Origin of the sequence: Paenibacillus sp. FSL H8-0048, assembly GCF_038002825.1 — a bacterium.
Taxonomy (GTDB): Bacteria; Bacillota; Bacilli; order Paenibacillales; family Paenibacillaceae; genus Paenibacillus_AQ.
Genome location: NZ_JBBODF010000001.1, coordinates 538,838 through 558,611, shown reverse-complemented (window position 1 = coordinate 558,611; position 19,774 = coordinate 538,838). Strand labels below are relative to the sequence as shown.

Below are 19,774 nucleotides of genomic sequence, written 5' to 3'. Positions count from 1 at the left end.
CGTCAACCCCTTCTATGTTTTTTGAAAGAGTTTACATCCCCGGGCGCAGGTTAATCTCCCGTATCCGTTCCAGTGGCACCTTCGGCACGCGCTCCGCCGTCATTAACCCGTTGACCTCATCCTGAACGTCTGTAACCTGTGTATAGCAGTACCCTGAGATGAATGGAATGGCCTGAATCGCCCGGGTTAAGCTGCTGAACCGCTCCAGAAAAGCCTCCTCTCTATCCACCTGATGGCCATACCCCCAGCCATGCTCGCTCTGGAAGGCAATCCCCCCATATTCGCTGATGATGATCGGCTGCCCCTTATAGCTGTACCCTTCTGCAAAAGCAAACTTCCATTCGTTATACGTGCCGCTGCTGCCGGTAATAGAGTCTTTATCCTTGTAAGTTTCATATAATGCTTCTCCCCGCTCGACATAATCATGCAGCGTCAGAATGTCGGACACGGTATGCTCCCAGCCGTCATTCGTAATCACCGGGCGATAGGGATCGATAGATTTGGTCAAATAATAGATCCCTTCCGTGAAGGTCTGCTGCCGGACGTCATGAAGAATATTTTGTACCCCCCACGATTCGTTAAAAGGCACCCAGGTGATAATACACGGATGATTATACTGCTGCTGCACGATTTCCAGCCACTCCCGGGTGAACCGCTCCAGCGCCTCGTCGTTATATTCATAGGCAGCCGCCATCTCCGACCAGACCAATAGCCCTTTGACATCGCACCAGTACAGGAACCGGGCATCCTCCACCTTCATATGCTTGCGCACACCGCTCCAGCCCATCTCCATAACCGCCTCAATATCTTGAATCAGTGCTTCTTCCGACGGCGGGGTCAGATGAGTACCGGTCCAGTAGCCCTGGTCCAGGATCAGTCTTTGGTACAGGGGGATATTATTCAGCAGGATCTGGCTGCCCTTGATTGAGATATTGCGCATACCGACATAAGAGCCAACCCGGTCAAGCTCCTGTTCACCCGCATACAGCACGAATTCGATGTCAAAAAGATTTGGATTCCCCGGTGACCACAGGTTCTGCAGCCAAGGCCCGTTAATGCCGCCCATCATGCTGACCTCCACAGTCATGCTTGATCTGTCCACCGGCAGGCTAAGCTTATTGACCCGCTCTCCTTGAAACGTAATTTCGGTTTCCAGCCGGAGGTTCCGGGCTTCGCTTAGGCCGTGTACACGATAATCCAGCCGGAGCATTTGGCGGTTAATGTCGGGTGTCATTTTCACGGAATCCAGCCGGGTAGCGTGGACATGCTCCAGCCAGACGCTTTTCCAGATGCCAGTGGTCTGCACATAGAATGAATCATGGTTCCGGCCCGCCCAGCGCTGCTTGCCCCGGGGCTGGAGACAGTTGTCGCTGTCGGTCACCATCAGCACAATCTCGTTCAAGCCATCCTGCCTGAGCAGATCGGTAATATCGAAGGAGAACCGCGCATACGCCCCCTCATGCTCCCCGGCGTAGCCGCCGTTCACCCAGCAGACCGCCCTATAGTCCACGCCTTCAAAATGCAGCACCATCTGCTTCTCTTCTACTGCCGGGGACAGGACGAGCTGCTTGCGGTACCAAATTCGTGGGTGGAAAGTCTCCTCACCGATGCCGCTGGCTGCTGTCTCGTAGGAGAACGGAACATTAATGGTATGTGTGGCCGGAAAATGATCCATCCAGCGCGCCGCAACGCCTGCATGGTCATCATCGAAGCTAAAGTCCCATGCTCCGTTCAGATCCAGCCACTGGCTGCGCACAAATTGGGGTCTCGGGTAGCCCGGGGTATAGAATTTCGTCGCTGCTGTTCTAGTCATATTAGTTGTAGCCCTCTCTCTCGTTACTGAAGTATTCTCCATATTCACTATCACAGAGTACTCCCTTGTCCCTTGAAAGAAAATGATTTATCCTATCTATTGACTGATCTATTCTCTAAAAAGGCGGGAATCATTATGTTCACCCTGAAACGATGCGGTTCAAATGTTATTCATTCAGAGGGCATGACGATTGACCGCCCGGAAGGCTCCGGCGATTATGTCTTCGTATTCTTTCGGAGCAAAATGGAGCTGAGGCAACAGGCGCGGAGCGTGTATGCTGAACCGAATACTTTCATTATCTATAACAGAAACAGCCATTACTTCTACAGAGACGCTGAGCTGCCGCTGGTGCATGACTGGTTCCATTTTGAGCTGGAGGAGGCAGATGCTTGGTTTGAGCGCTTGAAGCTGCCGCTGGACACCTTAATGAAGGCCCATGACCCGCTCTATATCACCAGAAAAGTAAATGAGCTGCACTGGGAGAATCTGCAGAACGGCAGCTTCCGCCAGGAGATTATCGACTCCATTGTCCGCTGCCTGTTCATGAAGCTTAGCGATATGCGGCAGCATGTGGAGGCCAGCCAGCCGGTCAGCAAATACTACGATTCGTTCCTGCATCTGAGAAATGAGGTGCTCAGCTCCCCCTCCACCTGGTATTCTGTCGAACAGCTGGCGGAGCGGATGAACATGAGCCCGTCCTATTTTCAGCAAATCTATAAGCAAATCTTCGGTATCCCGGCCGTCAGCGACATCATCCTTAATCGTGTGGACCATGCCTCCTATTTACTGAAGAACACCACTTATACCGTCAGCCAGATCTCTGCGGGTTGCGGCTATGAGAACGATGTCCATTTCATGCGGCAGTTCAAGAAGTTCACCGGCCAGACGCCGAGTGAATATAGAGGGAAGAATTGATCGCGAAGGAAGAGCGGCTCGGGGTTATTGGTTTAGGTGAGCGGGATTTATGATTCCGTAATACACCAAATCCTCGTAGGTATCAATCTTATGTACTTGATCTTTCAGTGTACCTTCACAGGTCATTCCGCATTTCAGCATAATTCTGCCTGAGGCCGGATTGGAGGCGAAATGCCGGGCATAGACCTTATGATACTTCTTCTCGGTAAAAGCAAATTCAATAACCGCCCGGGCCGCCTCGGTTCCGTAACCGTGCCCCCAATGGGCTTCGCCGATCCAATACCCGATTTCACCGTTATGATGGGACGGATGATTGGATAACCCAACCGCTCCATATAACCGGCCGTCTGCCTTGTCTGTGATTGCGAAGTCATACATCTTGTCCTGGTCAAAGTTCTGTTCATGATTCACGATCCAGTCCACCGCACACTCCAGCGGATACGGGTACGGAAGGGTCAAAGTACTCTTGTATATATTGTAATTGTTACAATGATAGCTGACATCTGTTGCATCCGCTGGCTTGAATAAGCGCAGCAGTAACCGTTCAGTCTCAATCACCCGCTCAGCCCGGTGATATATCATTTAACTTCTCTCCCTATCAATTCATTTGGAGTTGTTATGTTAAGATGCTATTAAGAAGTTAACAAAAAAGCAAAAGAAGTGGAGGGGAAATTTGGAACTGTAGGAGCGATAGCGTCCGCCTGAAAGCTTTCCGAAGGAAAGCTCGCATCGTAAGCATAAGCTGTATTTGGATTTCTACCGCGAAAAGCGGTTCTAGTCAGGAAATCCAAATACAACAGCGGCCGGAGGGCCAAATGTTCACCGCAGCGACGACCATGCTTCAAGTTATAATCTTATGTGCTTTTTATTTAACTAAGAAATCCACATGATCACAACAATAACCAAAGCAATAACACCCACCGCAATCAACAGATCAGAGATCTGCCGCCAGAATCCCAAAGGCCCTTCACGATGAAGCTTCTGTTCATTGACGTCATGATTGGCTTTGTGCCCGCCGGGGTCATTTGAATAGATAGAAGGGCCAGGGTGTCCACCGCCAGTAGGGAATTCAGTCATCAGAATCACCTCCCTTTTCATAATTATACACCATTTACTCTCATTTTTGGTAAGCGGAATGGGTATAGTGTAGCTAGCATTTGAATTTTGGGCGGAAATATCCTATTTTTAAAAGATAGAGTTTCAGCAGTTAACGGAAGAGGCGAACACAATATGGGTGAAATACATGAGATGATGTCAGCGGGAACCCGGGCTTTAATCGAGGATAACTTCCTCCAGCTTATGGAGCAGGATGGATTTCACAAGGTGAGCGTCCGCCAGCTGGCGCTTAGGACACATATTAACAGGGGAACGTTCTATCTGCATTTTACGGATAAATACGATCTGCTGGAGCAGCTGCAGCGTGAAATACTGACAGGTCTGGAGCAGGTGATGGTTGTCAAAATCGTACGTGAAGAGATGTCCGGGCATTATCTGAAGGGCTTGCCCTATCCGCCCCTGGTGCATATCCTTGAGTATCTGCAGCAGCACGGCGGGCGAATCCGCTTATTTCTCGGGGCTAAAGGGGATGCGGCATTTCCGGGGCAATTCAAGGAGGTTATCAAGCGCAGCTTCTACCGGAAGCTGGAGATGAATGGCGTATTTGAAGGCCACCCGGCGGTTCCTCCGGAGTATCTCGCTGCGCATTCCGCGTCTATTTTTCTCGGAATTACGGAAGAATGGCTGCACAGCGGGATGCCTTATACTCCGGAGGAGCTGGCGGTGATCTATAATGAGATCTTATTCATGCAGACGACTCTAATCGCGAAGCCTTAAATTGTAATCAATACCTTACCACGGATCTTACCGGCCTCGCTCATGGCATGGGAGGCAGCCAGCTCAGCTAGCGGCAGACGCTCCGTAATCCAGAGCTTCAGCTTGCCCGCATCCACCAGCTCTGCAACCTGTGTCAGCAGCGTACGATCCTCTCGTGCGAACAGCTGATGTGCCTTAACGCCAAGCTGTGCTGCCAGCGCTTCGTCCGCAGGATTCACCGCCGAGATCAGCGCTCCTCCCTCTTTTAGCAGCGGCAGCCAGCTATTAAGTACCTCTGTACTCTCAGGGGACAGATTGAGGATCAGATCCACCTTGTCCTTCAGCTTATCCGTGACGCTCTCCTTGGTGTAATCAATCATCTCGTCAATCCCCAGCTCCCGAAGCTTTGGCATACTGGCCGCAGAGGAAGTCCCTATGACATACGCCCTATGCTGCTTGGCGAATTGCACAGCATAGCTGCCTACCCCGCCGGCGGCTCCGGCAATCAGCACACGCCCGCCCTGCGGCAGGTTACCATGATCGAATAACCCCTGCCATGCGGTTAAGACTCCTATCGGCAGCACAGCTGCATCGGACAACTCCAGAGAAGCGGGCGCCAGCGCAGCATACTGTGTTTTGGTGACTACATACTCTGCGGCAGCGCCGTCCCGGGACATATCAAGCGCAGCATAGACTCTGTCCCCCGGCTGAAAGTCTGTCACCTCTGCTCCCGCTGCCTCCACTGTACCCGACACCTCAATGTTAGGAATGTATGGGAATTCATGCGGGAAAACGGCTTGCAGATAGCCCTTGCGGATTTTGACATCTGCTGCATTGAACGCAGTTCCTGCCACCTTAATCAGAATCTCGTCCGCTGCGGGAGAAGGAATCGGCGCATCCTCATACCTTAGCTCTTCTATCCCTCCAAACTGATGTATCCGAATCGCCTTCATATGTGTAGCTTCGTTCATTGCGATCACTCCTATAGATGGTTTGGGAATCCGCGTACCGTTGAAGCAATAGGTGTACCGTTCCTGTAACTCATTCTAGGCTCCCGCCCAAGCGGATACAATCAACAATCAGGTCTGAAGTGTTCATTCTTCCTTCTTACGGGTAGTAAATTATTAGGGAAGGAGCAAAGCCTATGGAACATATGGATACGATTGATCTCATCGCCATTCTGGCTCTGGTGCTGGCGCTATTGCTTATGCTCAGTGTGTTCAGTTTGAAAAGGCGTGTGAACGAGCTGGAGTCCCGGTTAGCGCAAAGAGATGCTTACAGCGGAACGTACTCATCCCCAGCGAGCGGCAGAACTGCCGATATCCCGGCTCCCCTGTTCGTGCAGAACCCGGAGCTGGCACCGGACCTGGAGCGTAGAATCCGCCTGTTAATGGCCGAAGGCAAGAAAATTCAGGCAATCAAGGTCATGCGCGAAGCACGGAATCTGGGCCTCAAGGAAGCCAAGGATTTCGTAGAGGACCTGGAGCGAGGCGGAACCTTCCGCTAAGTGTATTATGTACGAATAATCAAAAATGACCTCAGACTGCCATGGGAGTGTGGAAGCTGAGGTCATTCTTGTCATGTGGCTTATACCGTCAATGAAGCTAGATATCCTTGTGCATATAAATCCGCAGAGAGACTAAATAAGAAGCATAGATAATCACGAGATAGGCCAGGACACTGATGGCAACAAGCAAGACATTCTCCAATCTGCCAGTGCTAATCCATTCGGCAAGTGCCGGAAACCGTTTAGACAAGCTGGTAATTGCCGTGAAATTCAGCATGATCACCATAATAAAGATGAAGTTGACGATCTGCATCCCTTTTTGTCCCAGCCAGTAATACAGCGGCAGATAAATTGAGGCCAATAAAGGGAACGCGGCAGTAGCTATTCCCAGCTCTCTCCAGCGCAGCGGTTCATCCAGCTTGCCCATCGTAAAAGCACCCAGATACAGCAGAATCGTACAGGTCAGGCTGAACAAGGAGAATGGAATCAGCGTCATATATTTAGCCTGAATCAGCCGCTGTCTCGGGACCGGGAGCGTAACCAGAAACTTCTGATTGTTATGCTGCATATCGATGGTACAGGAGTTAATGAGCAGCAGCATAGCCGGAAACAGCGAGAACACCGTATAGGCTTCAGCGTTCATATAACCCATAATCAGATAATAGGGAATCAGCAGGAGGATAAACTTCCGGGTAAGCATGAAGTCTTTACGGATCAGAGCGATGGAGTTATACATGTGCTTCACTTCCTTTTACCGTATAGTACATAATCTCTTCCAGTGTAGGTGTCTCGCAGATTGCGGTGTCCCTGAAGTAACGTTCCCCTTCCGCACGGTTGCTGATCAGCCCTTCGAAGCCCAGCCCGTTCTCCCGCAGCCCCACGAACCACCGCCGGACATCCCGGTCCAGCAGCTCTTTCCCGCCTTTGACCAGCAGATAGCGTTCGCTCAGACTCTCCTTCATCTCATTGAATACAATCCGTCCCTCATTAATAAATACAATATAGTCGGCAATCCGGTCCAGATCTGTGGTGTTGTGGGTAGAGAACAGAATCGACTTCTTCTCATCCTGGATATGCTCACTGAGCAGCTCCAGCATCTCCCGGCGAAAAATCGGATCAAGCCCCGAAGTAGGCTCATCCATAATCAGCAGATCGGCACCATGGGACAGGGCGATAGCGAGGGAGAATTTGATCTTCATCCCCTTGGACAGATCCTTGATCTTCTTACCCGGCGGAAGCTTGAACAGCTCCTGAAACTTCACATATGTATCATTATTCCACCCGGGATAGAACGGGGCGATAATACTCTTCATCTGCTTAACGGTCAAGTGCTCATAATAGATATTCTCATCCGAGACGTAACCGATACGCGCTTTAAAAGCCGCCAGGTCCTGCTGGTTGTTCTGGCCGAACATCAGAATGTTGCCTTGGTCCGGGAAAATTAACCCCATCATCAACTTGATCATGGAGGTCTTACCTGCACCATTCGGGCCGATCAGCCCGGTAATGTAGCCCTCCTTGATGGGCAGCGAAATATCCCGCAGCTCAAAACGGTCGTAGCGCTTGGTCACATGGTCCAGCTCAATTACATTACTCATTCCTGTTCCTCCTCATAGAGCAGCTTCAGCATCTCCGCGAGTTCAGCGTATTCCATGCCCAGCTGCCTGCTCTCGTCAATAATCTCCTTCAGCTTGCCCTCCACCATCCGCAGCCGCTGTTCCCGGATATATTCCTGATCGGCCCCGGAGACAAAAGATCCCTTGCCGACAATCGAGTTGATCAGTCCTTCCCGCTCCAGCTCCTCATAAGCCCGCTTCGTGGTAATGACGCTAATCTGCAGCTCCTTCGCCAGTAAGCGGATCGATGGCAGCGGCGTCCCCGAGACCAGCTCGCCTTGGAGAATCATCTGGCGGACCTGTCCCACAATCTGGGCGTAGATCGGTTCGCCAGATGTACTTGATATCACGATATTCATGCAGCAGCATCAGCTTCCTTTGTGTTTTTTGTAACTAGTGTATATATGTAATATATACACTATATTCAGTTGTGTCAATCCCTTAGTGTGATACCCTTAATTAGCCGATCATTCCCTGAGACCGCAGAAAGTGGTAGACGATCTCGCTCTGTAGTCTTACCCTTAAGGCATAATCCAGGCTCCAGCAGGTCTCTACGGTCACCGCCCGGGCACCGAGCAGGCGCTGGAAGGCCATCCGGGAGGTTCCAGCACGCTCCCTATGCCGTATGTTGAAGCGGTAAGCTCTATTCGTGATGGTCTGATTCATCCGCATCACAATTTGCTTCGCCAGTCCATGCGCCCGGCTGACCGGGCTGATGATCAGAGTCTGGCCGACCCGCTTCGGATTCAGCTCGGACAGCCCGTTCGCCTCATGCAGATCCAGCACCCATGAGGGGCGGTAGCGCAAGGCAAGCTGCCATACGGCTGCCGACAACGGATGACGGGCAGGGGCGCCTTGTTGGCGCGGGAAGGTACGGTTCAGGTCGGGCTTCCCGCGAATCCCCTTGCGCCGTGCGATTTGGTTCACCAGCGGGACGATAATCAGCTTCCCTGAGCGCAGCATCAGATCACCCCGGTTGAACCTGCTCGCAATGCCCTGTGCTGCGCGGCTGCTCGCCGGCTCATTGCCGTGAACACCGGAAATGATCATGAATACAGGTCCGGGGACACCGCTGCTAATGACATAATAAGGTGTGGCATAAGGCGTTCCTGCCGCCAGCATGTGCTTCTCTACAGACACAGTAGTTCACCTCGCTCTGGATGGTGCGGATCATGTGGATGTTACTCTGTAATGTATGCGGATTACCTGCGGAGGATTGGACGAATAGAACAGCAAAAAGCCGGACAAGTCCAATATGGACTCATCCGGCTTCTGCTCTGAATGCACGACAGTACTTAATAAAATACGACCTGGTTCTTCCCGGCAGACTTCGCCTCATAGAGAGCCTTCTCCGCCTTGGCAATGAAGTCAGACGGACGGTCAGAGGGAACCGGTACCTTCAACAGGCCGCCTATGCTTACAGTGACCACACCTTCCTCTTCAAACCGGTCACGGGGGATCTGCAGATCAGAGACGCCTTGACGGACGGATTCGGCCAATTGCTCTGCCTGGGAAGCGGACACACCCGCCATCGTAAGGATGAAGTTCGCCCCGCTGAACCGGGCCACGAAGGTGCCGTGCGTAATGCTGATAATATTCAGCACATCCGCTACCGACTGAATGCAGAGATCGCCGCCCTTCAAGCCGTGTACTGCATTATAGGAATGGAAATCATCGATATCAATCGATAGCAGCAGCAAAGGTTCCCGGGTATTCAGCGTATCCTCCCAGCGCTGATCCAGCTCATGCTCAAGCGCCTGACGGTTCGGCAGATCGGTTAGGGAATCGGTGGTCAGATAGCTTTGCATTTGATTAGCTGCATCAGCATAGGCTTCGCTCTTCGCCTCTGTACCGGTTGCGGTGTTAAGCACCGCCATAATGGACGGTCTGCCGCCATGAATAACTGAAGCCAGACTGAGGCTTACCTCCAGCGGTTGCCCGTCTCCGCTCAGGAACTGGCCCTGATCGGATACGAACTGGGTCACATTCTGGCTCAGATCTGAGAAGTGCTTCTTAAGGGCTGGCCGGTAAGACTCCTGCACATTGTTCAGGAACGGCTGCCCAATCAACGATTTGCCCTTCTCTTCACCCATCAGCTCCACAGCGCGGTTATTGCTGTAGGCAATCACATCGTCGGTAATCATGAAGAAGGCTACCGGGGACAGATCCATCAGCTGCAAATACCGCTGTTCGTTGTGGCGCAGACTGCGGGCATTCTGCAAGGCCTGTTCTTCCGCCTGACGCAGCTGGTTCTCCGTCTGCCCGCGCAGAATAGATTTGAGCTGAGGCAGAATGTTAAGATGCTGCTCTCTCCACGGGAGTGAGGTGGATTGAACTACCTGCCGCCATTTCTCAAAGGACTTGCGGGGAGACAAGCGCAATCCGTCATTCTCCTGAATAACAGCCTTCGCCGGATCTCCGGCCCAATCCACAATCTCCACCACCTCAGGCCTGAACCAGATCATGTAATTCTGGTGTCCTGGAGTCAAGGCGAGATAGATGGCACCGGAGGCCTTGTTCTTGTAAGCTTTGGCCGATTCATATTCCAGACTGAGTCTGGAGGTGCAGTAGGTGTAATCCTTGGATTTCCCGGCCAGCCAGCCGGCAAGCTCCCGTACCTGCTCCTGAGAAGGCGTTACTCCGAACAGCATCAGCTTGTCCTGATAACACACAGCTGCGCCTGAAGCCTCCATCATACCAAGCAGTGCCTGCTCTTCATCGCCGAGCTGCTCAATCACCCGGGAAGAGCTGACGTTACCTGTGAAAATATCGACAATTCTCATCGCCTTGGTCCGCAGCTCAAGCTCCGTCTGATAATTGTCGAGCTGCTGACGCTGGTACAGTTCACTGGAGAAGAAGGCACCCAGGAAATTAGACAAATTACGGATACGGTGCGGGACATACTTGGGGGAATAGTGGTGACAGGTGATCAGTCCCCAGAGCTTGTTGTTGTTAATCAGGGAGATGGTCGTAGTCGCCCCCACTCCCATATTCTGCAAGTACTCGATATGAAGAGGAGACACGCTGCGGAGGATGGACAAGCTGAGGTTCAGGGGCTTACCGGTAAGCGGCTGCAGCACCGGGGTGATCGGTACCGGAAGATAGTTCACATCGACGATCGTCCGCAGCCAGTTGCGCAGATACAGCTCACGCGCCTGCTTCGGAATGTCGGAGGCGGGATAATGATGGCCAAGGAACGGCTCCAGCCCCGCCTCCCGGGCTTCAGCTATCACCTTGCCATTCCACTGTTCATCGAACTCATAGATCATGACCCGGTCATAGCCCAGCATCTCCTTGACCTGCTCTGCGGCGGCCTGGCTGGCTTCCAGCCGGTTCTCTTTGTGCTTCAGACGTCCGAAGAACGTGCGAATCCAGTCGAAGTCGTTGGTGCTGTCGCTCTGATCGATAGAGGCAGGCTCCAGTTCAACGATCATTAACCCTTCACTTTCGTGAATGATGCAGAAGAAGTCCTGCGGCTCACCCGCGACTTCAATCTGTATTACAATATATTGCAAATCGGCAGTTTCTTTCGCATTCACGCTGCGTATACGCAGCATCTCCAGCTGTTCCGTGCCTACCAGGTCAGCCATTGGCGTACCTAACAGGGCTTCGGCAGTTGTTCCCAGTAACTTATCCGTGTTCAGACTGGCCTGGACAATTCTATGGGCTGTGTCCTGAGTTACAGCCAGCAATACGCCATGCGGTTGAATAAGCCCGGGAATATGGATGGGCTCCTTCTCGCAGTTATTAAGATCCACGGGTTCCTTGGGGTCCAGTCCTGCTTCGTTCAGCAGGGTCCGGTTCAGCGGTTGATTCTCATGTTCTATATTAAAATCTGACATAGGTGTAAAGCCTCCATTGAAGTAAATGATTTCTAAGCTGTTAAGGCGTAGATACATTCTATCTTACTTTGGGCAGCAATAACAAACATAAGTTTGGTCTGCACAGCCAGTCTTGGCTTGTATTACAGTCTTGGAATAATTATGTATAATATGGATGGATAGCGCATAACCTGTGACGGCTAATCCATTCCTATACTCCGAGGTGACCATAATGCGGCGAACCAAACGTTCAGGCAGAGATATGGTTTCTATTCTGCTAAGCGCCTTCTCCATAATGATCATTGCCTTCTTTATCATCCGCTATGTGCTTCAGACCGTTTCATTCGCACCTTAATAGCCTGCCCACGCAAAAAGGAGCATTTGGGGGAAATGCTCCTCTTTGGCTTGCATATACCATGTATTAGGTTACACTTCCGGAAGAACTTTAATCCGAAAGTCTTACCAATAATTTACCTTAAAAACCTCAATAATACAAGTATTTCCTTCTATTCCAGTGAAAATGTGACTAATTCATAACAGCGCTTCTCCACTTGGCTGCGCATCAGGGGATTTGAGGCGCAGCGGGCTTTGCCGCCTGATCTATACGCCCGATATAATGAACCTACTCTGCGCAGAGAATAACGAACAAGAAGGAACATTCACATGGATGCTAATCCCCTGTTACAGCGCAAGACCGCACAATTTACACATCTCGTTACCGAAGGCACTCATTATGAGGTCGGACGCGCCTTGGGCGCCCATCATAAGAATAGCTCCGCCATGCTATCCTTCTTGTCCTCCCCCTTCATGGGAGCCCCCCAGCTGACATCTTATGCTGCGGACAATGCCATGGAGAGCTTCGAGCGTTACTGCCCCGGCTTGAATGAAGAAATTCAGGGCTTCGCCGATGAGACCGGAGTAACGGCCGCCCAGGTCGTATTCTATTATTCCTACTTTCAGGCAGCGGGCCACTGCACACAGGCAGCCTACCGAACCGGAGCAAGTGCGGCTCAGAGCGGACAGATCTGTCATATGCGTAATTACGATTTTGGCTGGGAGGATGAGCCGTATAATCAGCTGTTGCTCAGCCTGGCCCGCGTGAAGGGGAAACTGGCGCATACCGGCTTTGCGCTGCAGCTGTTCGGGCGTTATGACGGGATGAATGAGGCAGGACTTACCGTAACCACCACCTCGGGGAGAGTCCGGGCGGAGATGACCGGGGAGGGCTTTGTTTTTCCAGGCGTAGTCCGGGCCTTGCTGGATCAATGTACTTCTGCGGAAGAAGCGGTCCAGCTCATTCGCAGCATACCGATGGCAGATTACAGAAACTTCCTGATCTCTGACGCCCAAGGGAACATCGCCCTCGTAGAGACGGCTGGTGCCGAGAAAGCGATCCAGTATCACCCGGCTGCCGACAGCTTAAGCGCAAGCCAGCTTGTACTTTCGGCGAACCATTACATCCTGCACACTATGCAGCTACATAATCAGCAAGTCATGGAGAACTCCTGGACCAGATATGACGCACTGCGGACAACACTTATGGACGATAGCACCGCTATACATCCTGTAGAAGCCATGAAAGCCGCCGCAGGACGCGAATATCCCGAAGGAATCTGCTGTCACCATTACAGCGAAGGCTTAGGCACCTTATGGTCCATGGTCTGTGACAATACAGCCCGCGAGCTGCATATCTGCTTCGGTTCCCCGCAGCTGAACGGCTGGAGAACATTCGGATTCCATGACCCGGCAGGAGTACGTGTATATGAGGCAGTGCTGCCGGACAAGCCGTCCGCAGAGGGGTTCTGGACCCGTCCCGGCTAAGCACTCACTCATTCTTGTTGCTGTGAAGCCTTCTTCAAAATAGACTGCACAAACGCCGTCTTCCCGTCACAGTAAGCATCAATGTCATAACGGTACGCTTCAGCCAGCCGCTGCTTGACCGTCTGATATTCCTCCCGGGCAGCGGGATGGCTGCGCAGATAATCTCGGAACAGAATATGCTCCACGTAACCCTTGCCGTCCTTGGGACATACATACAGATGGTATTTCATGAATCCGTCATCCTGGTTGCTCTTGAAGGCCTCCCTGCCCTCAATGCCCAGATTGCCCTGATGCTCATAACCGGACGCCTGCAGTCTGCGGACGATCTCCGGCAGCACATCATAGCTCTCCATCACCAGATCGATATCAATCACAGGCTTGGCCCACAGCCCTTCAATCGAGGTGCTGCCCACATGCTCTGACCGGATAATCAGATCGCCGGCGATCTCCAGCATCCGCGCCTCAATTCTGCTGTACTCCGCCTTCCAGGCCGGATCATAAGGAACCACTTCAACAACCTTGGTCTTCTCCGCCATCATCCTTCTCCTCCTTCGACTATAAGCTATACCGCACACTGGAATAAAATACAAACCGCTATCTCATACTAACCCGCAGGGACGGAGGTGAACAGTATGCCCAAGAATAGTGCAGACCCGAAGCATGACCGTGCAGATAACCGCGCCGATTCAAAAAACAATCAGCAGAATCACGCCAGCATCAGCGAAATCCCCCAGATGGTGACTCCTGATAAAGCGGCAGATGTCGTGCCGAGTCTGAACGGCGTTACTAAGAACGAGAGCTGATTAACGCATTGCTATGCTCGCTGACCAGGCTTCTCCCATTGCATGAGGGAACAGCCTGGTCTTTTGCTGTGCAGAGCAGTTATACTATAAACTTAATGATAGAAATAGAATATCTCTGGAGTCACGCCCATCCCGTAATGGATACCCTACAAGTATAATCTATGGAATAGAATCATCAAGAAAAGAGTGGACGTATGCGAATTGGATTTTTTGACTCCGGCATTGGCGGGTTAACCGTGCTTCATCAGGCGCTTAAGCTCTTGCCGCAAGAGGACTACCTCTTCTATGCAGATACCGACCATGTGCCCTATGGAGAGAAGACGAAAGACGAAGTCAGGGAATACATCCTGCAAGCGGTGGATTTCATGGCCAGTCAGCATATAAAAGCGTTGGTTGTCGCGTGTAACACAGCCACCAGCATTGTGATTGAAGAACTTAGGCAGCGGTATGACTTTCCGGTCCTTGGGATTGAGCCGGCAGTGAAGCCTGCGGTTGAACAATCGGAGGGCAAGCAGAAGAAGGTGCTGGTACTCGCCACCCGCTTAACGCTGCAGGAGAAGAAGTATCATGATTTGGTGCACCGTATCGATCACGGGGAGATTGTAGACAGTCTGCCGCTGCCCGGGCTGGTTGAATTTGCGGAGCGCTTTGATTTTGACGAAGAGAGAATCATTCCCTACCTGACTAGTGAGCTGGCAGACTTGGACCTTGAGCGGTACAGCACAGTGGTTCTTGGATGCACCCATTTCCCCTACTTCGAGGAAAGCCTGCGGAAGATATTCCCTGATACGGTTGACTTCATCTCAGGCAGTCTCGGAACCGCCAGACATTTGAAGCAGATTCTTCAAGCGGGGGGCCGGATCAATGAGGGAACGGGCGATATCCTTTTTTACAGATCCGGTGTCCAGGTAGATGATCCCGCACTGTTATCCCAATACGATAGTCTGTTCAAGCGTCTGAATGATATTGAACAATCAATGAATCTGAGCAAAAGGAGTGATCCCGCTTGAGTCACTATACAGCCATAATGGAGAAATTACGCCGGAACCCGCTGAAGAATGTGACGCTGCTCAAAATGATGACGGCGTATCATGCTCAGATCGACAGCGTGCTGATTGAACAGCTGGATGAGTGGGGCGTGCTGCTGCTTATGCCTGCGGCCACCTTCGGCTATGATCACCGGACCTACCCGGAGGCTGACACCGTTGTACTGATGGACTACAGCAGTCCTGAGGTCTTCCCGGCCCTGCTCAAGCGGCTGCCGCAGGACGCCAACCTGGTCTTCAAGCTTCAGGAGGATGCGTACCGGGAGGCACTGGAACCGTATTTCACGCTGCGGCGGGTCCGCAGTCTCTACTCTTATTCTTCAGCCGAAGGCCAGAGGTTCAGCGCAGATGAAGCCTGCACGGTCAGTGAAGCTATCGATGAACGGCTGCTGCCGCTGTGGATGGCGAATGATTATTCGCTAGAGGAGATCACGCATTATTTTGAAGACGGGGCGTTCGCTGTGACGTTGTTTGAAGGAGATAAGCCACTCAGTACATGTATGGTGTACCGCAATGAGGAGCGAATCTGGGAGATTGGCGGCGTACGCACCATAGAAGCTGCCAGACAGCGAGGATTGGCACAGCGCGTAGTCCGCACAGCAGTCTTCCACACCCTCAAGCGGGGCTACATTCCCAGGTATCAGGTGCTGGAGAACAATCTCCCCTCCATCCGCCTCGCCGAATCCATTGGACTTACCCGCGCTGTCACGCTGGAGCATTGGGTTAATTATTGATGGTGTTCTTCAAGGGCGTTTGGCTTAGCGTAACGGACTGAGGTGCTTTTATTTGGGAAGAAAGTCGCCTATTGGGCGAGTAACGGACTCCACAGGTCTTATCCTTGGCACGTCAGCTCCGAAACGTCTCAGAGAGAGACTATAAGGTCGCCTGAGTCCCTTAAGCTGCAAAAAGTGGCGTTTTCGCGGGGATAAGATCTCTCCGGTCCGTTAGATTTTGGGTTGACAGGGTTTAACAAGCTTATCCATCCTTTTTAATCTGATGCTCTACTAGGAGGCCGACTATGCAAGTAAGCGAAAGGTACGTTTACCACCTTGTAACCCGGAAGAAGATGGCCCTGAATCAAATCATTAATTTTGACAACCAGCAGAAAAACACCTTGTATCGTTTCTTTTTCGAGCAAGAACAGATGAATTCCAAAGGTGAAGACGTTATGCAGATCCTGCACGGCAATTATACTGAGGACGGTTTGAAATTGGATAAAGAAGATGCAGATGTTACGGTTAAGTATGCGGAGCAGACCATCAGAGCGGTTCGGGAGGTTATCGTTGAAATGGTTAGGCTACAGGAACATCCGGAGTATCCTTCACGTTTGTCTTGCTTATACGCAGCGAAGAGCTATGAAGACGCCCTGATGTGGAAAAACATATTCGATTCGTATCACCGGAAAGTGTTGCAGATCGTGAGACTTAAAGTCACTGGAGCCATTTTTGAAGGGGACGGCAGTCTGTTGCCCATGGAAGACGCGGCTCCATTCTCCCGTAAAATCGAACAAGCCAGAGAATACTGGAAAGGTAATATCAATAATGCGCTTCCAGAGCTGTTGATTAACGGAAGAATTGAAGTAGCAGACATTCTCACAGAGTACCCCTGCTCCTAAGAATGCTGATGCTCTCCGCTTGGCGGTATTCGGTGGGGGTCAGCTGGTATTTCTTGCGGAACATTTGGGTAAAGTGGCGCATGTCCTGGTAGCCTACCCGCTCCGCGATCTCGGCCAGCTTCAGCCCCGGGTTCAATAGCAGCAGCTTCGCCTGCTCCAGCCGCAGCGAGGTGACGTATTCCTTATACCCCTGCCCCGTCTTCTGCTTGAACAGCTGGCTGAAATACGCCGGATTCAGGAACACCACCGAAGCGATTCTCTCCAGCGACAGCTCCTCGTAGAAATGCTCCTTGATGTAGTGCAGCGCCACTTCAATCGCCTTCTCTCCACTCCCCTTCATGGGTTCTAGCGGCGGTCCCTGGAAGGCCGAAGCTTCACGCATCCGCTTCACGATCTGCGGCACCGTATGGAAGTCACAACTCAGCCCGGAATGGATCATCTGAAAAGGGATTTTCAAATAATGCGTCAGATGCGTCTTCACCTCCTCCTGGAACTGCTCTATCCGCACACTCTCGCCCGGTGAGATCAGGCCCAGCAGGTGCTGGCGGTCATAGCTGACCACGAAGCCCCGCCCATACCGCTCGATCAGCTCAGAGAGAACATTCTCCACAATGAAATGCTCCAGACGGGCGCTCTGATCCCCCGGCTCCAGTTGAATCATGACCAGATAGAAGGAATGATAATCTTCAATGAACGTGTCAATGTCCAGATTCCCGATATCAAGCCCCGAGGCCAGCCGCTGAAACACCCCCTCGCGCAGGAACCGCAGACTGGCCTTCAGCCGCTCGCCTTGCCGCGAGATTTGGTTATCCTGCTGGATTTCGGTCGTCAGGCTGTCGATCAGTCCGGTCAGCTTATGCTTGCCGATCGGCTTCAGCAGATAGTCGCGCGCGCCCAGCCGGACTGCTTCCTGGGCGTAGGAGAACTCGCTGTGGGCAGAGATGACAATCCATTTCACGTACGGATACCGGCGCTTTGAGATTTTCATGAATTCCAGCCCGTTCATGCCCGGCATCAGAATATCGGTCAGCACGATATGGATATGCTGCTCCTCCAGAATCTTCACCGCTTCCTCCGCCCGCCCGGCCACGAATACCTGATGATCTGCACTAATCTGCTTGATCGTACGCTTGATGCCTTCACGAATGGCCCGTTCATCATCGGCGATAAGAATATTCACTTCAGCAGCTCTCCCTCCACTGGAATAGGCAGCACGATAGCCACCTGCGTCCCCTCACCGGGGAAGCTCTGAATCTGCAGACCGTAGCCCTCTCCGAACATGAACCGCAGGCGGCGGTGCAGATTCTGGAGTCCGATCCCGCTTTTGCCGCCTTCTCTGCCACTGGCGCCCGCACTATCTGGACTATCCACATTCAGCGACTCCTGTAGCCTTGCCAGCTGCTCCCCGTTCATTCCATCCCCGTTATCCTCTACAATTAGCTCAAGATGATCGCCCTCCTGCCGGGTGTAGACCTTGAGAATCCCCTGACGCGCCAGCGGCTCCAATCCGTGCTTGACCGCATTCTCAATGACCGGCTGCACAGTCATCTTCGGGACCCTGATGTTCAGCCAGCATTCATCGATATCGGTCACGATCACGAGGCGGCCCTCCAGCCGGATCGAGATAATCTTCAGGTAATGCCCGATCTGCTCCAGCTCCTCGCTTAGGCTTACATCAGCCCCGTCTTCCCACTGGCTGCTGTAACGGAACATCGAAGACAGAGAGAGCACCAGCTCCCCAAGCTGTTCATTGCCCTCCTCATCCAGCATCCAGTAGATCATATCCAGCGTATTGTAGAGAAAATGCGGGTTCACCTGGGACTGCAGAGCATGCAGCTCCGCATTCTTTTCGCTGACCGTGGACAGCTTGACCCGCTCTATCAGCTCCTCGATCCGCCGGACCATCCGGTTGAAGGAAGCTACCAGAATGTTAATCTCCTGATAGGAAGAGACCTTGACCATGCCGCCGAAATTCCCCACCTCCACCTGCCGCATCTCGCGGATCAGCTTCTTCAGCGGTGAAGAAATGGTCTGCGATACAATCGACGCAATCAGCGTAGAGACCAGGATCAATGCCGAGATCACGATCAAGAGATAACGCTTCAGCTCCACCAGCTCCACGTTCAAATCCTTGTCCGGAGTAATACTCATCACCCACCAGCCCGAGAAAGACAGCTTGGACGCCACAACCAGTTGCCCGCGCTCCTGCTGAACCATCACCTGCTCCGAAGCGGGGAGCTTAGGCAGACGGGCAGCGTCCGGCTGCGGATCGGTGGCCGAGGTGACAAACCGTCCATCCGGGGACATCAGGTAGACCTGGCTGTGCGTACCCAGCTTCAGATTCTCCAGCGCATCCAGCACCGGCTGCGGGTCCGTCTCATACAGCACGATGCCGATCGGCTTATGCTCATTCAGGTCATAGAGCTGCCGCCCGAAGGCGAAGACCGGGCTATCCTCCACCTGGTCGATCAGGGAGTGCGGATACACTCCGAGCCAGACCATTTTCCCCGAGGAAGCCTGCAATTGCCGGTACCAGTCCTCCTGCCTGTAATCCGGATCGACCACATTCATATAGTTGCCATAGTTATAGATCTTCCCGCGGTCCGTGATCACATGGATACCCACCAGATCGTCCCGCGAATAAAAAATCGAACCGATGATGTTCGTCACCGTCTGCTCATTGATATAGGCCACCGCCGGCCCGTCCGTCTTCTCATTAATCAAGCGGATCATCTCGAAGTTATTGCTGAGCGATTTGGACAAAGCGTCATACCCTTTATAGAGAAGCGTGAATAAGCCTGCGCTCTGGGCAACGTTTTTTTGCGACAAATCACCGATCTTCTCATGCAATTGGTCTGTAGTCCGGTTATAGTACAGCAGGCTGACAATAAGCAGAATACTGGACATGCAAAAAAGAAACAGCAAGAACAACCGATGATGAATGGAATGAAAGCCGAGCTTCATAAGACTCTCCCCTTTACGCACCCGGTTCTGCCGTTTCTTAT

20 protein-coding genes are annotated in these 19,774 nt (G+C 52.2%); 8 read left to right on the top strand and 12 right to left on the bottom strand.

The features are described from left to right. Positions 1–31 precede the first annotated feature (31 nt). Positions 32–1,813 (bottom strand): glycoside hydrolase family 2 protein, encoded by a 1,782-nt coding sequence (locus NSU18_RS02635; RefSeq protein ID WP_341148124.1) that lies wholly within the window; start codon positions 1,811–1,813, stop codon positions 32–34. Positions 1,814–1,912: 99 nt separating this feature from the next. Here NSU18_RS02635 and NSU18_RS02630 point away from each other — a divergent pair, with 99 nt between their 5' ends. After that, on the top strand, positions 1,913–2,728 hold the full coding sequence (locus NSU18_RS02630; protein ID WP_341148123.1) for a helix-turn-helix domain-containing protein: 816 nt from the start codon (positions 1,913–1,915) through the stop codon (positions 2,726–2,728). Positions 2,729–2,752: 24 nt separating this feature from the next. On the opposite strand, the gene NSU18_RS02625 is transcribed toward NSU18_RS02630, so the two are convergent. Further along, positions 2,753–3,310 (bottom strand): GNAT family N-acetyltransferase, encoded by a 558-nt coding sequence (locus NSU18_RS02625; RefSeq protein ID WP_341022151.1) that lies wholly within the window; start codon positions 3,308–3,310, stop codon positions 2,753–2,755. 291 nt (positions 3,311–3,601) lie between these two features. Beyond that, positions 3,602–3,805: a hypothetical protein gene (locus tag NSU18_RS02620; RefSeq protein WP_341022152.1), complete on the bottom strand. Its 204-nt coding sequence runs from the start codon at positions 3,803–3,805 to the stop codon at positions 3,602–3,604. Positions 3,806–3,958: 153 nt separating this feature from the next. Between NSU18_RS02620 and NSU18_RS02615 the strand changes: the two genes are divergently transcribed. After that, entirely contained in the window at positions 3,959–4,561 is a 603-nt protein-coding gene (locus NSU18_RS02615; protein WP_341148122.1) for a TetR/AcrR family transcriptional regulator, read from the top strand. Here the strand turns inward: NSU18_RS02615 and NSU18_RS02610 are convergent. Further along, on the bottom strand, positions 4,558–5,511 hold the full coding sequence (locus NSU18_RS02610) for an NADP-dependent oxidoreductase (protein WP_341148121.1): 954 nt from the start codon (positions 5,509–5,511) through the stop codon (positions 4,558–4,560). The two genes, NSU18_RS02615 and NSU18_RS02610, sit on opposite strands and share 4 nt — an antisense overlap. Positions 5,512–5,684: 173 nt before the next feature. On the opposite strand from NSU18_RS02610, the gene NSU18_RS02605 reads away from it, so the two are divergent. Then, positions 5,685–6,047, top strand: a complete 363-nt coding sequence (locus NSU18_RS02605) for a ribosomal protein L7/L12 (protein WP_341022157.1) — start codon at positions 5,685–5,687, stop codon at positions 6,045–6,047. 97 nt (positions 6,048–6,144) lie between these two features. Here NSU18_RS02605 and NSU18_RS02600 read toward each other — a convergent pair whose 3' ends face one another. The 5 genes from NSU18_RS02600 to NSU18_RS02580 form a co-directional block, all read right to left on the bottom strand. Then, on the bottom strand, positions 6,145–6,783 hold the full coding sequence (locus NSU18_RS02600) for an ABC-2 transporter permease (protein ID WP_341022158.1): 639 nt from the start codon (positions 6,781–6,783) through the stop codon (positions 6,145–6,147). Further along, a complete protein-coding gene (locus NSU18_RS02595) occupies positions 6,776–7,645 on the bottom strand; it encodes an ABC transporter ATP-binding protein (RefSeq protein WP_341148120.1) in 870 nt (289 codons plus the stop codon). Before NSU18_RS02595 ends, NSU18_RS02600 begins: the two co-directional genes overlap by 8 nt. After that, on the bottom strand, positions 7,642–8,022 hold the full coding sequence (locus tag NSU18_RS02590; protein WP_036695325.1) for a GntR family transcriptional regulator: 381 nt from the start codon (positions 8,020–8,022) through the stop codon (positions 7,642–7,644). The genes NSU18_RS02595 and NSU18_RS02590 overlap by 4 nt, the downstream gene beginning before the upstream one ends. Positions 8,023–8,122: 100 nt before the next feature. Next, positions 8,123–8,803 (bottom strand): succinylglutamate desuccinylase/aspartoacylase family protein, encoded by a 681-nt coding sequence (locus NSU18_RS02585; protein ID WP_341148119.1) that lies wholly within the window; start codon positions 8,801–8,803, stop codon positions 8,123–8,125. A gap of 155 nt (positions 8,804–8,958) precedes the next feature. Continuing rightward, positions 8,959–11,505 (bottom strand): diguanylate cyclase domain-containing protein, encoded by a 2,547-nt coding sequence (locus tag NSU18_RS02580; protein WP_341148118.1) that lies wholly within the window; start codon positions 11,503–11,505, stop codon positions 8,959–8,961. A gap of 642 nt (positions 11,506–12,147) precedes the next feature. On the opposite strand from NSU18_RS02580, the gene NSU18_RS02575 reads away from it, so the two are divergent. Next, entirely contained in the window at positions 12,148–13,305 is a 1,158-nt protein-coding gene (locus NSU18_RS02575) for a C45 family peptidase (protein WP_341148117.1), read from the top strand. Between the two features lie 8 nt (positions 13,306–13,313). Here NSU18_RS02575 and NSU18_RS02570 read toward each other — a convergent pair whose 3' ends face one another. Further along, a complete protein-coding gene (locus tag NSU18_RS02570) occupies positions 13,314–13,844 on the bottom strand; it encodes a GrpB family protein (RefSeq protein ID WP_341148116.1) in 531 nt (176 codons plus the stop codon). Positions 13,845–13,937: 93 nt separating this feature from the next. Here NSU18_RS02570 and NSU18_RS02565 point away from each other — a divergent pair, with 93 nt between their 5' ends. From NSU18_RS02565 to NSU18_RS02550, 4 genes are all read left to right on the top strand, one after another. Continuing rightward, positions 13,938–14,108 carry a hypothetical protein gene (locus NSU18_RS02565; RefSeq protein ID WP_200869561.1) on the top strand — a complete coding sequence of 57 codons (171 nt, stop codon included), beginning with the start codon at positions 13,938–13,940 and terminating at the stop codon, positions 14,106–14,108. Positions 14,109–14,302: 194 nt separating this feature from the next. Continuing rightward, the gene (gene murI / locus NSU18_RS02560) at positions 14,303–15,118 is read left to right on the top strand and encodes a glutamate racemase (RefSeq protein WP_341148115.1); all 816 of its coding nucleotides are present in this window, start codon (positions 14,303–14,305) and stop codon (positions 15,116–15,118) included. Next, positions 15,115–15,888, top strand: coding sequence for a GNAT family N-acetyltransferase (locus tag NSU18_RS02555; RefSeq protein ID WP_341148114.1), 774 nt, complete (start codon positions 15,115–15,117; stop codon positions 15,886–15,888). The genes murI and NSU18_RS02555 overlap by 4 nt, the downstream gene beginning before the upstream one ends. A gap of 284 nt (positions 15,889–16,172) precedes the next feature. Beyond that, positions 16,173–16,769, top strand: coding sequence for a DUF2441 domain-containing protein (locus NSU18_RS02550; RefSeq protein ID WP_341148113.1), 597 nt, complete (start codon positions 16,173–16,175; stop codon positions 16,767–16,769). Here the strand turns inward: NSU18_RS02550 and NSU18_RS02545 are convergent. Then, on the bottom strand, positions 16,747–17,949 hold the full coding sequence (locus tag NSU18_RS02545) for a response regulator (RefSeq protein ID WP_341148112.1): 1,203 nt from the start codon (positions 17,947–17,949) through the stop codon (positions 16,747–16,749). The genes NSU18_RS02550 and NSU18_RS02545 overlap by 23 nt on opposite strands. Continuing rightward, on the bottom strand, positions 17,946–19,733 hold the full coding sequence (locus tag NSU18_RS02540; protein WP_341148111.1) for a cache domain-containing sensor histidine kinase: 1,788 nt from the start codon (positions 19,731–19,733) through the stop codon (positions 17,946–17,948). Before NSU18_RS02540 ends, NSU18_RS02545 begins: the two co-directional genes overlap by 4 nt. Positions 19,734–19,774 lie beyond the last annotated feature (41 nt).